This window comes from Streptomyces sp. NPDC005820 (assembly GCF_040630255.1).
Taxonomy (GTDB): Bacteria; Actinomycetota; Actinomycetes; order Streptomycetales; family Streptomycetaceae; genus Streptomyces.
In genome coordinates this window covers 1-15002 of sequence record NZ_JBEXXE010000031.1, presented here as the reverse complement: position 1 = coordinate 15002, position 15002 = coordinate 1, and the positions used below count along the sequence as shown (strand labels likewise).

The 15002-nt window shown below is 71.5% G+C and carries 11 protein-coding genes; 5 read left to right on the top strand and 6 right to left on the bottom strand.

Annotation, left to right across the window (positions count from 1 at the left end):
* Positions 1–19: 19 nt before the first annotated feature.
* The 3 genes from ABZ464_RS32855 to ABZ464_RS32845 all read right to left on the bottom strand — a co-directional run bounded on the left by ABZ464_RS32855 (position 20) and on the right by ABZ464_RS32845 (position 6118).
* Positions 20–2200 carry an MMPL family transporter gene (locus ABZ464_RS32855; protein ID WP_359283004.1) on the bottom strand — a complete coding sequence of 727 codons (2181 nt, stop codon included), beginning with the start codon at positions 2198–2200 and terminating at the stop codon, positions 20–22.
* Positions 2201–2475: 275 nt separating this feature from the next.
* On the bottom strand, positions 2476–4458 hold the full coding sequence (locus ABZ464_RS32850) for a hypothetical protein (protein ID WP_359283001.1): 1983 nt from the start codon (positions 4456–4458) through the stop codon (positions 2476–2478).
* Positions 4459–4489: 31 nt separating this feature from the next.
* Positions 4490–6118, bottom strand: a complete 1629-nt coding sequence (locus ABZ464_RS32845; RefSeq protein WP_359282999.1) for a hypothetical protein — start codon at positions 6116–6118, stop codon at positions 4490–4492.
* 653 nt (positions 6119–6771) lie between these two features.
* Between ABZ464_RS32845 and ABZ464_RS32840 the strand changes: the two genes are divergently transcribed.
* Together ABZ464_RS32840 and ABZ464_RS32835 are read left to right on the top strand one after the other, a co-directional pair.
* Entirely contained in the window at positions 6772–7575 is an 804-nt protein-coding gene (locus ABZ464_RS32840) for a hypothetical protein (RefSeq protein WP_359282997.1), read from the top strand.
* Between the two features lie 69 nt (positions 7576–7644).
* Positions 7645–8151 (top strand): hypothetical protein, encoded by a 507-nt coding sequence (locus ABZ464_RS32835; protein WP_359282995.1) that lies wholly within the window; start codon positions 7645–7647, stop codon positions 8149–8151.
* 82 nt (positions 8152–8233) lie between these two features.
* Here the strand turns inward: ABZ464_RS32835 and ABZ464_RS32830 are convergent, their stop codons facing one another.
* The gene (locus ABZ464_RS32830; RefSeq protein WP_359282992.1) at positions 8234–8818 is read right to left on the bottom strand and encodes a hypothetical protein; all 585 of its coding nucleotides are present in this window, start codon (positions 8816–8818) and stop codon (positions 8234–8236) included.
* Between the two features lie 44 nt (positions 8819–8862).
* Positions 8863–9660 carry a sigma factor-like helix-turn-helix DNA-binding protein gene (locus ABZ464_RS32825; RefSeq protein WP_359282989.1) on the bottom strand — a complete coding sequence of 266 codons (798 nt, stop codon included), beginning with the start codon at positions 9658–9660 and terminating at the stop codon, positions 8863–8865.
* 351 nt (positions 9661–10011) lie between these two features.
* On the opposite strand from ABZ464_RS32825, the gene ABZ464_RS32820 reads away from it, so the two are divergent.
* Positions 10012–10497 (top strand): MarR family transcriptional regulator, encoded by a 486-nt coding sequence (locus ABZ464_RS32820; RefSeq protein WP_359282986.1) that lies wholly within the window; start codon positions 10012–10014, stop codon positions 10495–10497.
* A gap of 82 nt (positions 10498–10579) precedes the next feature.
* Here the strand turns inward: ABZ464_RS32820 and ABZ464_RS32815 are convergent, their stop codons facing one another.
* Positions 10580–11230, bottom strand: coding sequence for an NAD(P)H-dependent oxidoreductase (locus tag ABZ464_RS32815; protein ID WP_359282983.1), 651 nt, complete (start codon positions 11228–11230; stop codon positions 10580–10582).
* 151 nt (positions 11231–11381) lie between these two features.
* Between ABZ464_RS32815 and ABZ464_RS32810 the strand changes: the two genes are divergently transcribed.
* Positions 11382–12050, top strand: coding sequence for a nitroreductase (locus ABZ464_RS32810; protein WP_359282980.1), 669 nt, complete (start codon positions 11382–11384; stop codon positions 12048–12050).
* Between the two features lie 84 nt (positions 12051–12134).
* Positions 12135–14903: an AAA family ATPase gene (locus ABZ464_RS32805; RefSeq protein WP_359282978.1), complete on the top strand. Its 2769-nt coding sequence runs from the start codon at positions 12135–12137 to the stop codon at positions 14901–14903.
* The last annotated feature ends 99 nt before the right edge of the window (positions 14904–15002 follow it).

Sequence of the window (15002 nt, the reverse complement as noted above, 5' to 3'; positions counted from 1 at the left end):
TCCGCATGTGCGCCGGGTCTCAGTCGGCCAGTCCGGCGGGCTGCGGCTCCCGTGCCGGGTGCTGCGGCCGCTCGGGCTCGTCCGGCGGTCCCTCCAGGGACACCCGCGGCAGTGCCCTCTCCAGCCGGCGCGGCAGCCACCAGTTCGCGCGGCCGCACAGGTGCATGAGCGCGGGGACGACGACCATCCTGATCAGCAGCGCGTCCAGGGCGACGGCGACGGCGAGGCTCACGCCGAACTCGGAGATCACCCGCATACCACCGAAGACGAACGAGCCGAAGACGCAGAACATGATGGTGGCGGCGACCGCGATCACCTTGCCGGTCTCGGCCTGGCCGACCCGGACGGCCCGCCGGCTGTCGCCGGTGTGCGCCCACTCCTCGCGCATCCGGCTGACCAGGAAGACCTGGTAGTCCATGGAGAGGCCGAACATGATGCCGACGACCAGGATCGGCACGAACGACTCGATCGGTCCGGCGGCGCCGAGGCCGAGGAGCGAGGCGCCGTAGCCGTACTGGAAGACGACGACGATCGCGCCGAAGGCCACGCCGATGCTCAGGATGTTCAGTACGGCGCCCACGGCGGGGATGAGCAGGCTGCGGAAGGCGACGGTCAGCAGCAGGAAGCCGAGCGCGGCGATCACCAGCACGAACAGCGGGAGCTTGCCCATCAGGACCGACGCGAAGTCGTCGTTGCTCGCGGTGAGGCCGCCGACGTAGACCTTCATCGACGTGCCCTGCTCGGCCGGCGGAATCACCTTGTCCCGCAGGTGGTGGATCAGGTCGGAGGTGGCCGCCGACTGCGGGGAGGTCGTGGGGACGACGGAGATCACACCGACCGTCTGCCCCGGCCGCATGGGCGCGGCGCTCGCACCGGCGACGCCGTCGACCTGCTTCAGAGCGGTGACCAGCTTGGCCTCGGCCGCCCTGTCGGCGGCGGTGGGGGCCTGGACGGCCAGGACCAGCGGGCCGTTGAAGCCGGGCCCGAAACCGTCCGCGATCATGTCGTACGCCTGCCGGTTGGTCGAGGTCGTGGGCAGGTTGCCGTCGTCGGAGGCACCGAGGCGCAGCGTCAGGGTCGGCAGCGCGAGCGCGGCCAGGACAGCCAGGGCGAGCAGGCCGAGGGCCCGGGGACGGGCCTGGACCCGCTCTGCCCACCGGCCCCACCAGCCGGTCCCGCTCGCGCCGCCGACGGGCGCGCGGCGTTCCCTGCGGCCGAGGACCCGGGACCCGATCATGCCGAGCATCGCCGGCAGCAGGGTGATGGCCGCGAGCACGGTCAGGACGACGGTGACGGCCGCGCCGATGGCCATGCCGTTGATGATGCCGACGTTCAGGGTGAGCATGCCGAGCAGCGCGACGACGACGGTCAGTCCGGCGAACACCACAGCCCGGCCGGAGGTGTTGAGGGCCTTCGCAAGCGACTCGGCCACGCCCATGCCCGCCTTGAGGTTGGCGCGGTGCCGGTTGACGATGAACAGGGCGTAGTCGATGCCCACGCCGAGGCCGATCAGTGAACCAAGGGTCAGCGTGGTGCTGGACAGCGAGATGACGTGGCTGAGCAGGATCACCGCGACCGCGGAGGTGCCGACGCCGACGATCGCCGTGACGATGGGCAGCACCGCCACCCACACCGCGCGGAAGACCAGCAGCAGCACGGCGAAGGCGAGCGCGATGCCCATCGCGTCGGCGACCGGGTTCGGTTCGGGGTTGACGGTGAACGCCTGTCCGTTCAGGGCGATGTGCAGGCGTGCCGACTCCGGCGCGGTGGCGAGTTCTTCGACGTGCTCGATCTGGCTGTCCGCGACGTCGCGGACGAAGGCGACCGTGGCGTAGGCCGTCCTGCCGTCCGCACTGACCTGTGCCTTGCCGCTGGACGTGTAAGGGCTGGTGACGCCTGCGACCCCCGGCGCGTGGGCGATCCGCTCCAGCGTGCCGGTCATCGCGCGCTCGGCTGCGGGCTCGGTGACCTTGCCGTCCCCCAGCTGCCAGACGACCCGGCCGCTCTTGCCCGCCGCGCTGTTCGAGGCGTGCTGGAGCAGGGCGGTGGCCTTGGCCGAATCGGTGTTCTGCGACGTCGGGCTGTTGCCGAACGCGCTGCCGACCGAACCGACCCCGGCCCCCAGCCCGATCAGCAGACCCACCCAGACCAGGACGACAGCGAGCCGGTGCCGGTGGCACCAGCGGGCGAGAGGGGACATCGACGAGCCTTTCCAGGGACACACGACATGAGCGGGCCGACGATCCTGGCCCGCTCTCACGCTCGCATTCCCGGGATCTCACGGCGTCGGGCGTCCGCAGACACTTCCCGCTACTGCGATCGCAGCAGACGAGGGACCTGTCCCCCAGTGCCTGAACCAGGCCGAGCCGACCGGCGCGGGGACCTGGCACTCATCGACGGTGCCGGCGTCGCCCCCGTCGCCCCGGAGAGGAGCTTCTCCGGGGCGACGGCGCGTTGCGGGTGGTCCCGGTGTGATCAGGAGTAGGACGCGGGCTGGAGATGGAGGTGACCGTCCAGGACGGTCGTCATGGTTCCCGCCGGCTGGTAGGAGCCCTGGAGGGAGGAGAGCGGAGAGATCGTGTAGCCGTCCGGCTCGCTGGTGGTCTTGGTGCCGGTGTGTGCTCCCGTGACACGGAGACGCTCGTGGAAGGTCACGGGGCTGGAGGGCGTGCCGGCGTTCTCGACGCTCTCGGTGCCGGTGAGGAAGGTCTTCCCGTCGTCGCTGTAGCCGGTGTAGGTGACGGAGATCCGGGTGAGGCCGGTGCGGTCCGCGTTCTCGACGAGGTCGACGGCGGCCTGGCCGGCGAACCGGCCGTCGAGCGTGTAGTGCCCGGCGGGCAGATGTGGTCGCTGGGGGTCCGGGTCGCCGGGGTGGTACGGCGTACCCCACGGAACCGCGTCGGACACCGGTCGGACGGGAGGGAGACGGTGGGGCTTGCGGCTGGTGAGGCGGGCCAGCATGAGGCGGGAGGTACGGCCGCCGGGCTCGCTGGACGGCGGGCAGGCGGCCTGGTCGAAGGGGGGTCCGCAGTCGGCCGGGGAGGAGTAGGTCTGGCCGTAGACGATCCGCGTGCCGTCGGGCGACCAGTACGAGTCGGCCCGGGCGGCCCAGACGGGGTCGTCGGCGGTGCTGCCGGGCCCGGTGGCGGAGGTGGTGCAGGGGCCGGTGGTGCAGGCGTTGATCTGCTGGTCGTGGCGGCCGCCGCGGTCGACGAGATAGGGCTGGAAGAGCCGCCGTGTGCGGATGTTGTAGCCGGCGGACGCGGCGCCGCCGATCGGGAGCATGTCGATGAGCGGAGGCACGCCCGGGAGTCCGGCGATGAAGGAGAAGCGGTCCTGGTAGCGGACGTCCATCGTGACCGTCCAGTCGGCGTCGGGCGAGCTGGTGGCCGGGTCGCTGTAGCCGGGGTCGGCGTCCAGTCTGCGCGAGGTGCCGGTGGTGAGGCCGGTGGCGAAGTGATCCAGGTTCGCGGAGCGGGCGTTGCCGATCCCGATCAGGGACTGCCCGTCGCCGGTGAAGTTCTTGAACTCACCGACCGCGGCCTGTTGGTCGTAGCGCAGGCGGGTGGGATCGCGCGGGTCCACGCGGAAGAAGTGTCCGTTCAGGGCCGGGTCGGTGTTGTAGAGCCCGGTGACCTTGACGATGTCGTAGCGGGGCACCTGCGGGGTGCCGGAGGAGGGGGCCGGGTCGAAGCGCAGACGGCCGAAGTAGGCGAACTCGTCGAAGGTGTCGCCGGGCTTGGCCGGCCGGATGACCTTGTTCCAGCCGACGTGGACGTTGTCGGGATGGAGCTTGAGCCCCACGATGCCGCCGCCCGGGCCCGAGCCGTCGGGTGTGATGTTCCAGCGCACGGGATGGATGTGCGTGGCGGCCGGGGTGCAGCGCGGGTCGGTGAGGAGGTAGGGGGAGCAGTCGATGACGCTGGTGCCCGTCAGAACCCGCCTGCCGTCGCGGAACGGCTGGGCGTAGTTGAAGGTGCCGGAGACACCGGCCCGGTTGGCGGCCGGGACCCCGCAGGTCACGCACTTCCAGGGGGTGCCGTTCGGGAACATGCCGCCGTCGGTCCTGATCAGGGTGAGCTGGTTGCCGCTGTAGACGCTGCGCGGATCCGGTGCGGCGGGCGCTCCGGCGTAGGCGAACGACGCGGTGACGGTGCGGCTGCCGGGCAGGAAACCGCCCGCGGCCACGCTGCTGACGCACCCCGTGGGGCTGGTGCACGACCCGGCGCTGTTGGACGGCGCGGTGGGTGGCACCGGCAGCTCGCTGAGGGCGATCGGCTCGGGTTTCGGCGCGGGCGGCAGGTGTCCGGGCTCCACGGCCGGTGGCCGGGACTCCGGTGCCCGTGAGGCGGCCGACGCTCCCGGTATCGCGCCCAGCCACGCCGCCGCGACCATGAGCAGGGCGGTCGCGAGGCGACAGTGCCGGGTGAGCGGACGTCTGGTTCTTCCGGTCGGCATGGTGACTCCTTTCTGGGGGGGCGGAAGTGGCTCAGGTCCCGTTGGCGGGCTGGGTGTAGGTCTGTGAACCGACCGTCGTGGTGAGGGTGCCGGTCGCCCGGAAGACGGTCTGCCAGAGGTCGATCGTCAGGTGGAAGCCGTCCGTACCGGTCTTCTTGGTGGCCGGCACCTTGCCGTTCCGGCCGGTCCTCACCAGGTCCGAGTACCAGTCGAGGGTGGTCAGGGTGGTGCTGGTGCTGGTGCGTGTCACGCTCTCGGAGCCGTCGAGGAAGCCGGCGCCGCCGACGTCCGAGTAGCGCTTGTAGCGCAGGGACACGGTCTTCACGGCGGTCTTCGCGTCGTCCCAGACGATGTCGACTCGGGCGCTGCCGGACGCCTTCCCGCGCAGGAGGTACGTGCCCTGCGGCGGGTAGGGCCGTTCCGGGGCCGCGGTGCCCGGGACGTACGGCGTGCCCCAGGGCACCGTGTCGGACACCCGCTTGACAACAAGCGGATGCACCGGCTTGCGCTCCACCAGCCGGGCGATCATCAGCCGGGTGCGGCGGGCGCCCGGCTCGGTGGACACCGGGCACGGCAGCGGGTTCGCTCCGCCGCAGGAGGGGGCCGAGACCTGCCGCTCGTGGTAGACGACGGCCGTGCCGTCCGGCGACCAGCGCGGATCGGCGCCGGCGTTCCAGTCGGGGGAGGTTTTCGCGTAGTTGAGCTGCCGGCCCTGGTACGCGCCGCGGTCGCCGTGGCGGTCGATCAGATACGGCTGGAAGAAGCGCCGCTGGCCGTTGTTGCGCACGGAGGAGACCACGGAGGTGGACAGCAGGTCCGTGATCGCGGGGATACCGGTCATGCCGGAAACGAAGGTCATGCGGTCGTAGCCGCGTGTGTCCAGCGCCACGATCCACCGGCCGTCCGGGGAGGCGTCCACGGGATCGGTGTAACCGGGGTTCGCCGTCATCCGGCGGACCCTGCCCGTGCGCAGGTCGACGGCCATCAGGTCGATGTTGGACGACTCGACCGGATAGCCGACGTAGAAGGCTTCTCTGCCGTCCTTGGAGAAGCCGCGGAACTCACCGACCCCGGGCAGCGAGGGATCGAACACCAGCTTCGAGGGATCGCGCGGGTCGACGTGCACCGGCTGCGCGGTGGGTGAGGCGTCGAAAAGACGCGTCACCTTCTCCAGCTCGTACCGGGGAGCGAGCGGCTCACCGGCCGTCGGGGCGGGGTCGAAACGCAGACGGCCGAAGTAGCCGTACTGATCGAGGCGCCCGCCGGTGACGGAGACGCTGTTGAAGCCGAGGTGCACCTGGTCCGGATGCAGGCGCAGCTCCCGGACGGGGGTGCCCGGCCCCGAGCCGTCGGCCGACGTGTTCCAGCGGATCGGGTACACGTGGACGCGGGCGGGTGTGCAGGCCGGTGAGGCGAGCCGGTAGGGGCCGCAGTCGACGACGTTCGTGCCGTACAGCACCCGCCTGCCGTCGGCGAACGGCTGGGGGTAGCTGGTGTCGTCGGTCATGCCCTGCCGGTTGGCGACCGGTGTGCCGCAGGTCAGGCACTTCCAGGCGTCGCCGCCCGGGAAGGTCATGCCGTCGGTCTTGACCAGGACCAGCTGAGTCCCGCTGTAGACGCCGGCCGGGTCGGGTGCGTCGGGGGCGCCGGCGAAGGTCACACGGGCGGTGACGGTATGGCCGTCCGGAAGGAATCCCCCGCCCTGCAGGGCTCTCCAATCGGCCGAAATGCAGCCGGTGCCACGCGGGTTGACGGTTCGGGAACAGGACCCGGCCTCGTTCGAGGGTGCGGTCGGCGGCAGTGGCAGCTCCGCGACCCGGATCCGCTCGGGAGCCGGTGGGCGGGGCAGGGACGGGGTGGCCGCGGCCGGCGGCAGCAAGGCCGTCGAGCCCACCAGGGCCAGCAGGGCGACAAGTCCTCTGATTTTCATGTGCATGACAAGCATGACAACCTTCCGATCGGTCCTCCTGCTGCATGTGAGGAGATTCGCCGATGTCCGAACTCCTCCAGCGCTGCCCACGCTGACACGGCTCCGGCCGCTCGTCGTCAGCCAGTCGCAGACATCCGCGCCTGCTGCGATCGCAGTAGGCAACCGGCTGCGGACGCGTCGTCACGCTTCGCCCGGAGGCGGTCCCGAGCCGAGTCCTGAGGACAAGTCCCTCTCCCGGTAGGAGCAGTTCACCGGGTGAGCATGACGTCTGTGATCGAAGCCGTTCCCCGCCCGACCGGGCCGGATGCAACAATGCGGCGCCCGGAACACACGACACTCCGACCCACCACAGGGGCACGGACACCAAGGGAAACGGGGCCGTCATGACAGCGGCCATGTGCCCGCTGTGCAGCGACGACGAGGACATCGAAGTCGTTCGCGCCCTCGACGGCGGACGCCGGACGGTGAAGCATCGCTGCGGCTATGAATGGGAACACCGGGAGCCCGCTCCCCCGGGGAAGAACCCGACACACACCTTCGACGCGCTGAAGTCCCGCTTCCCGAAACCCGAGGACGTCGACCCCCGCCGGCTGGAACGCGCGGCCCGGCTCAAGGCGCAGTACCTCACCAACAGGCCGGACTTCGACCCCGAAGTGGCAGCCTACTGGGCGAGGTACCAGAAGATCTTCTCGCCCGAAGGTCTGCGGACCTCCGACCCCAGGGCCCTCAAGGACTTCGCCAACTCCGACATCGGAGCCCACCCCGGCAACCAGGCCACCTTCAACTCCGCCTGGAACGCCCTGGGCGACACGGCGGCCGCCGAATCGACGCGTCGGACGATCGACCACCTCCTCCACGGTCCTGAGGACGTACCCCTCGAAGACCGGCTGCAGCAACTGCTCACCGACGCCCAGCCGTTCGCCATGACGGGCTTCAAGGAGGCCCTCCTCACGAGGGTTCTCTGCGTGGTGCAGCCGGAGCGGTTCCTGTCGATCCTCAAGTACACGACACCGGCGGGCGGCAAGCCGGCTCATCCTGTGGAGCAACGACCTCCTGCACACCCTCGTCGGCGACGGGGTTCGCCAACCTTGCGGGCGCCCGTTTCCGGCGCGGCAGATGCGGTCCGCCACCCTTGCTGCAGGAAGTTGATCGATATGTGCCCGGGGTCCTTGGGTATCAAAGCGTAAGCGCACCTCGTCCGCCCACGAAAACGAAGCGGACCTGTCTCGGCACGCGCAGAATACGGGGGATACGCAGTGGCCGATGAGAAGAGCGGTGAGAGACACCTGCTCCGGATGACCGTCATCATGACCGTCATCACCGCCATAGCCGGCCTCGTGGGCGCCGTCATCGGCAACCTCGAAGGGGTGTCCGGCGTGGTGAAGGGATGGCTGGGCGAAGGTCCGCCCACGTCCGTCACGTACTACGTCTACTACACCAACACCGGGAAGACCGACGAGAAGTCGCTCTACGTGAAAGTGCACCTGCCGAACGGGGTCGAATACGTCAACGGCAGCACCGACTACTGGGACGGCGACGACTGGGCCAAGCGGGAGGACGACAACATCGTCACCAGCGGTCTGCCCCTGAAGGGAGTCAAGGCGTCCTACCTGCGCCTGACCGTCGACGTGTCCCACAACAAGGACGGCGTGTGCGGGCCGTCCAACGTGAGTGTCCTGCTGGTCGGAGACGTTGTCCCGACCAGCAGGGAAAAGCAGGGGAAGGGCACGGCACAGCTGGAACTGTACGCACAGTGCAGCTGATCGCCGCACGCGGACCGCTGCACGGTGCAGAAGGTGGCCGAAGCAGGGGGCACCAACGGCTGCTGCTGCGCAGCGACGGCGCTCATGCCTGCCGGCGGCGGCGGTCGGTGTCGAACTGCGCCCAGGCGCGGTCCCACTGCGTCCCGCGCCGTCCCCCCAGCCACACCTGGAAGGACCCCCAGCCGGTCACCACCAGCAGGCCCAGTCCTGTCCCGGTGGCCGCGCCGACCGCCACTCCGTGGGACCTGGCCCGGGCCGGGGTGGGCGGTGCGGGTCGAGGCCGGCCCGCGTCGTCGAGCCACACCGTGACGGGCGAGCCCGCCTCGCTGCCCGCGGCCACGGAAGCCTCACCGGTCCGGAGGGAACCGTCGGACGTCATCCACCGCACGGTCGCCCGCACCTCACCGTCCGCCGTACCGGAGAGCCGTGACGGTGTCGCGGGGGGCGCGTTCCCGACGAGGCGCGCGGCAGTACGGTGCAGGCCACGCGCCTGGTCGAGAGCGGAGCGCTCGGCGATTCCGGCCGTCACCACGCCCACCGCCGGCGCCACGAGCAGCAGCAGCGTCGCCGACGCCACCCCGACCCACACCTCGGCGACGTCGGAGCGTCGTCTGAGCGGGTTGTGCCGCCAGCGCCGGAGCGGCACACCGCCAACTCGTTTCAGCATGTGCGTTTCCCTCCGTGCACGGCGGACCGAGAGGGCGAAAGCGATCAAGCGGAGGGCCGGGTCGCACAACTCCTCCGCAGAGAAGACAGCGCGGGGCCCGTCTCTGTGACATGCGCATCGCGTCCGTGCCCTCGAGACTTCCAGCGCATCGCACCAGCGACGACCGCACACTCGGCGTCCGCGGTGAGGACCCTTTCCAGGTTCGTGAAGTCACCGGACCGCGCCGCCGTGGAGAACGCCTGGACGAGCCGCCGATGTGCGGCCGGGTCCACGGGCTGTCTGCGGCGGTTCCGGTCCTCGAGGCGCTCCTGGGCACGTACGACCTGCTGCCGCGCATTGACGACGCTGAGGCACAGCACCTCGGAGATCCGGCTGTACGAGTAGCCGAAACCCTCCCGCAGGACGTACGCGGCGCGTTGCCTCGGGGTCAGTGTCTCCATCAGCAGGAGAACCGCTCGCTCGACCGCGTCCTGTCGTTCGGCCACCGCCTCCGGGGTCGCGCCGGTGTCCACGGAATCCGGGAGCCAGCCGCTGGCGCAGGATTCCCGGCGTCTCCAGGCGGACTGGACGACATTGATGGCCAGCCGGACGGTGGTCGTCCTGAGCAGCGCCGGCGGATTCGAGACGACCGTACGGTCCGTGCCCTGCCAGCGAAGCCAGGTTTCCTGGAGGACGTCTTCGGCCTCGCCCGTGTTCCCGACGATTCGGCCGGCGATCCTGAGCAGTCCGGGCCTGGCACGGACGAACACCGACGCCGCGTCGTCCAGGTCGGCGACCGCCCGGTCGGCCGTCGTACCCGCCGTCCTTCGGCCTTGCCCGGCTTCGGCCAGATGTGTGTCCACGACCGACTCCTCCGCTCCGTGGTTCCGCGGTCTGCTGGCTGCCGACACCAACGTCGCGCCCGGGGGGTGCCGAGCGCGCCCTTGGAATGCCGTGGGCGACTGCGTGGTCGTGCCGTGGTGGACGGGCCGCTCGCAGGCTAGCCCCGTGGAGGGGAAGGCGGCCGAGGCTCGTACCGTGAGGCGATCGAGCGGTTGGGCAAGGGATCCGGATGGAACCTCCGTAAACCCGCCGCCGCGCGGGACGCGGCCGTCACGCCCCGACAGGGCGACATGACCCGGCTCCAGGTCCGGCTCCAGGTTCGGTCTCGCTTGAGACCGTATCGAACGACCGGCCCCCTGTAGCGTGGCCCCATGACCGCCGATGTCCCTCCCCGCGCCACCCCCGCGCGGGTGACCGATCGCCCCGGAGACGCCTCGCCCTTCGCGCTCGGACTGCTGCTGCGCCGGGCGCACTGGCGCGCGGCCGCGGTGATGGAGGAGGCGCTTCGGCCGCTCGGCATCGAGCTGCGCCATTTCGCCGTGCTGATCGTGCTGGTCGACCGTGGTCCCACGGTGCAGCGGGACCTGGTGGCGGCGACGGGGTCGGACAAGGCGGGCATCATGCGGGTCGTGGACGACCTGGAGCGCAAGGGGCTGGCCGTGCGCAGGACCGTTCCCGGGGACCGGCGGGTGCGGGCGGTGGAGATCACGCCCCGGGGCGTCGAGCTGTTCGACACGGCTCATGTGGCGGCGGAGCCGCTGGCCGGGCGGCTGGTCGCCGAACTGGCGCCCGGCGAGCCCGAGCGCCTGAGGGATCTGCTGACCCGGTTCGCCCATCCCACGGACGACGAGGCATAGGCGCGCCTGCCCGACGGATCCTCACCACGCGGGCCCGCCGCATCCCGTACGACCTCCCCCAGGGGCCCCGTGCCCGCCCGAGTCACGCGGCGAGGCGCTCCGCGAGCCCCTTGGCCTTGGCGGTCGCCTCCTCGAAGGCGCGCTCGCGGGAGGCCTCGTAGAGGGGGATCAGTTCGGACATGGCCGGGTTGCCGGTGGCCATGGTGAGTTCGGGGACGATGAAGTCGAGGTCCAGGCCGAGGGTGTCCCTGAGGACGGCCTCCAGGTAGTTCTGTACGAACTCGAAGCCCTCGCGCGGGGTGCCCGGCGCGTAGGAGCCGCCGCGGCTGGCGACGACGATGACCGGGGTGCCCTGGGCGGAGGGGCTCTCGCCGGCCGTACGGCCGAACAGGATCACGCTGTCCAACCACGCCTTGAGGGTCGACGGGATCGAGAAGTTGTGCATGGGCGCGCCGATCAGGACGGCGTCCGCCTGCTCCAGTTCCTCGATGAGCCGCACGCGCGCGGCGAACGCCGCGGTCTGCTCCGGGGTGTGCTCGGACGGGGCGGTGTTGCCGGCGGACCAGGCGGCGGCGGTGATGTGCGGGACGGGGTCGGTGGCGAGGTCGCGGTGGATCACCGTGCCCTGCGGGTGCTGCTCCTCCCATGCCTCGCGGAAGACGCCTGCGATCGAACGGGACGAGGACGCGTCACCGGGAAGCACGGACGAGTCGATGTGCAGCAGCGTGGCCATGGGATTTCTCCAAGGTGCGGCGCCCGAGGCGGGAGGCCACGGGCGGAAGACGTGCATACAGCAATAGTTAAACGCGAGACAGTATCGAATGATACCATCGCGACTGCAACGAAGCGGGAACACGTCGAGGAGATGGAGGAGGTGGGCGGTCTTGGACGTCTACGAGGCGGTCACGAGCCGGCGGGCGGTACGCGGATTCACCGACCGGCCCGTCCCGCGGGAGGCACTGGAGCGCGTGCTCACCGCCGCGGCCCGGGCGCCGTCCGCGTCGAACCTCCAGCCGTGGCACGCCTACGTGCTGACCGGCGCCCCACTGGCCGACCTCAAGAAGCGGGCCGGTGAACGCGTCGCCACGGGCGAGCCCTGGGACGAGCCGGAGTACGAGCAGTACCCGCCGCACCTGAAGTCCCCGTACCGCGAACGCCGATCCGCCTTCGGTGAGCAGCGCTACGGCGCACTCGGCATCCCGCGCGAGGACCTGGAGGCGCGCCAGCGGGCCGCTTCCGCGAACTGGGAATGCTTCGGCGCGCCCGTCGGCCTGTTCTGCTACATCGACCGCGCCATGGGCCCGGCCCAGTGGTCCGACGTCGGCATGTATCTGCAGACCGTCATGCTGCTGCTGCGCGCCGAAGGGCTGCACAGTTGCCCACAGATGGCATGGGCGAAGTACCACAGGACCGTCGCGGAGGTCCTGTCGCCCCCGGACGACCTCATCCTCTTCTGCGGCATGTCCATCGGGTTCGAGGACGTCACGGTGGACCACCCTCGTACGGGCCGGGCGCCGCTCGACGAGACGGTCGCCTTCCCCGACGGCCGCTGAGATCGCGGGCCGCCGCCTGGGCGGGTGCAGTGATCCAGATGCGTATTACCATACCGAGCGAGGTGTCCTGACAGGGGAGCTGCCATGGCGGGGAGCGGTGCGGGAGCCGGACTCCTCGGGAGGCGGCACGAGTGCCAGGCGCTCGACGACCTCCTCGCAGGCCTCAGAACCGGGCGCAGTGGAGTCGTGGTCCTGCGCGGTGAGGCAGGGATCGGGAAGACCGAGCTCCTGAGATACCTGCGCGATCGTGCCACTGGATGCCGCACCCTCAAGGTGGACGGCGTCCAGTCCGAGATGGAGCTCTCCTACGCCGGCCTGCACCAGTTGTGCGCCCCGCTGCTGGCCGGCCTCGACGGTCTTCCCGGCCCCCAGCGCGACGCACTCGGCACCGCGTTCGGTCTGCGCGCCGGCGCCGCGCCCGACCGGTTCCTCGTGGGCCTGGCCACCTTGAGCCTCCTCGCGGACACCGGCGGCGACCAGCCACTGGTCTGCCTCGTCGACGACGCGCAATGGCTCGATCGCGCGTCGGCCCTGACCCTGGAGTTCGTCGCCCGCCGGCTGCTCGCGGAATCGGTCGTGCTCGTCTTCGCCGTCCGCGAGCCCAGCGGGAGCGAGGCTCTCGGCAGCCTGCCCGCGCTGCCCGTCACGGGGCTGACCGACGCCGACTCCCGCACCCTCCTCGACTCGGTCGTCACCGGGCCGCTCGACCAACGGGTGCGCGACCGCATCATCGCCGAGTCCCGCGGCAACCCACTCGCCCTGCTGGAACTGCCGCACGGGTTGAGCTCGGCGGACCTCGCCGGCGGCTTCGGACGTCCTGACGCATGGCCGTTGTCCAGCCGCATCGAGCAGGGATTCCTCCACCGCGTCCAGTCCCTCCCGGCCGAGACGCAACGCCTGCTGTTCACGGCGGCCGCCGAGCCCGTGGGCGACGTGACGTTGCTGAGGCGAGCGGCCGAGCGGCTGAGGATCGACGTCGACGCCGCCGCGTCGCACGCCGACGCGGCGGAGCTGATCACCCTGGGCACCCGGGTGCGGTTCCGGCACCCGCTGGTGCGCTCGGCGGTCTACCGCGCGGCGAGCCCGAACGACCGGCGCGAGGTGCACCGGGCGCTGGCCGACGCGACCGACGCCCGGCTCGATCCCGATCGTCGGGCCTGGCATCTGGCCGCCGCGACCTCGGGAGCCGACGAGGCCGTGGCCGCCGAACTGGAGCGCTCCGCGGGCCGGGCACAGGCCCGCGGCGGCATCGCGGCCGCGGCCGCCTTCCTGCAACGCGCGGCCGCGCTCACACGGGATCCCGCCCGCCGTACGCAGCGCGCGGTGGCCGCGGCACGGGCGAAGCTCCAGGCCGGGGCGTTCGAGCCGGCGGCCACTCTCCTCGCCACGGCGGAGGCCGGACCCCTCGACGAACTGGGACGCGCCCGCATCGATGTCCTGCGCGCCGAGATCGCGTTCACCCAGAACCGCGGCAGTGAGGCCCCCGCACTGCTCCTCGCCGCGGCCGAACGGTTCGGGCGGCTCGACGCCACACTCTCCCGTGAGACCTACCTGAACGCCGTCGCGGCGGCGATATTCGCAGGCCGCCTGGCCCGCGGCCCGGGCCTGCGGGAGGTGGGCAGGGCCGCCCGCGGCGCACCGCCGCCGCCGCAGCCGCGGGTGCCCGATCTGCTGCTGGACGCCGTCGCCGTGCGACTCACCGACGGTTACGCGGCCTCGGCGCCGATGATGGAGCGCGTCCTCGCGGCGTTCTGCGACGAGGCGCTCCCCTACCAGGAGGCGCTGCGCTGGAACTGGCTCGCATCGGTCCTCGCCGCGGACCTGTGGGACGACGAGCGCTGGCACCTCGTCGCGACCCGGCACGTGACGATCACCCGTGAGGCGGGCGCGCTCAGCGCGCTCCCCGATGCGCTCGACTCCCTCGCCCATATGCACCTCATCGCCGGGGAACCGGCGGCCGCCGCGGCCTTGATCGAGGAGGTCGGGACGGTATGCGCGGCGACGGGGAGCACCCCGGCGCGCGTCGGGCCGCTCGGCCTGGCGGTCTGGCGGGGTCGCGAGCGCGAGGCCCGCGCGCTGATCGACGCGATCATGAGCGAGGCCGTGCCGCGCGGCCAGGGGGCCGCCGTCACCGTCGCACACTGGTACCACGCGGTGCTCTGCAACGGCCTCGGCCGGCACGCGGACGCCCTGGCCGCGGCCCGGGAGGCCGCCGCCCACCGACAGGAGTTCGCCTCACCGCAATGGGGCCTGGTCGAACTGGTCGAGGCGGCCGCACGGAGCGGCTCACCCGGGCCGGCTGCCGACGCGCTCGAGCAGCTCTCGGAGACGACCCGGGCCAGCGGCACGGACTGGGCACTCGGCGTGGAAGCGCGCTCGCGTGCCCTGCTGAGCGAGGGCGACGCCGCGGAGCGGTTCTACCGCGAGGCGATCGAGCGGCTCGACCGCACCAGGGTCCGCGTGGAACTCGCCCGCGCCCAGCTCCTGTACGGCGAGTGGCTGCGCCGGGAGAACCGCCGCGTCGACGCCCGTGCCCCGCTGGGTGTCGCGTACGAGATGTTCAGCCGGACCGGGGCCGAGGCGTTCGCCGAACGCGCGCGAAAGGAGCTGCAGGCCACGGGAGCGAGGGTCCGCAGCCACGCCGTCACGACGCACACCGCGCTCACTTCCCAGGAAGCGCAGATCGCCCGCCTCGCCGGCGCGGGGCTCACCAATCCGGAGATCGGCGCCCAGTTGTTCCTCAGCCCCCACACCGTCGAATGGCATCTGCGCAAGGTGTTCTCGAAGCTGGGCATCTCCTCCCGCAGGGAGCTCCGCGCTCTACGGCTGGAAGGCGAGGCGACGTCCGCCTAGGGCTTGTCGTTTGGATCATGCCGCGCGTCGCGGGGTGTGGCACGCGCGTCTGCGGCGTTGTCGTCGGTTGACGACTCCCCCACTCTCGGCTGCGCTCGA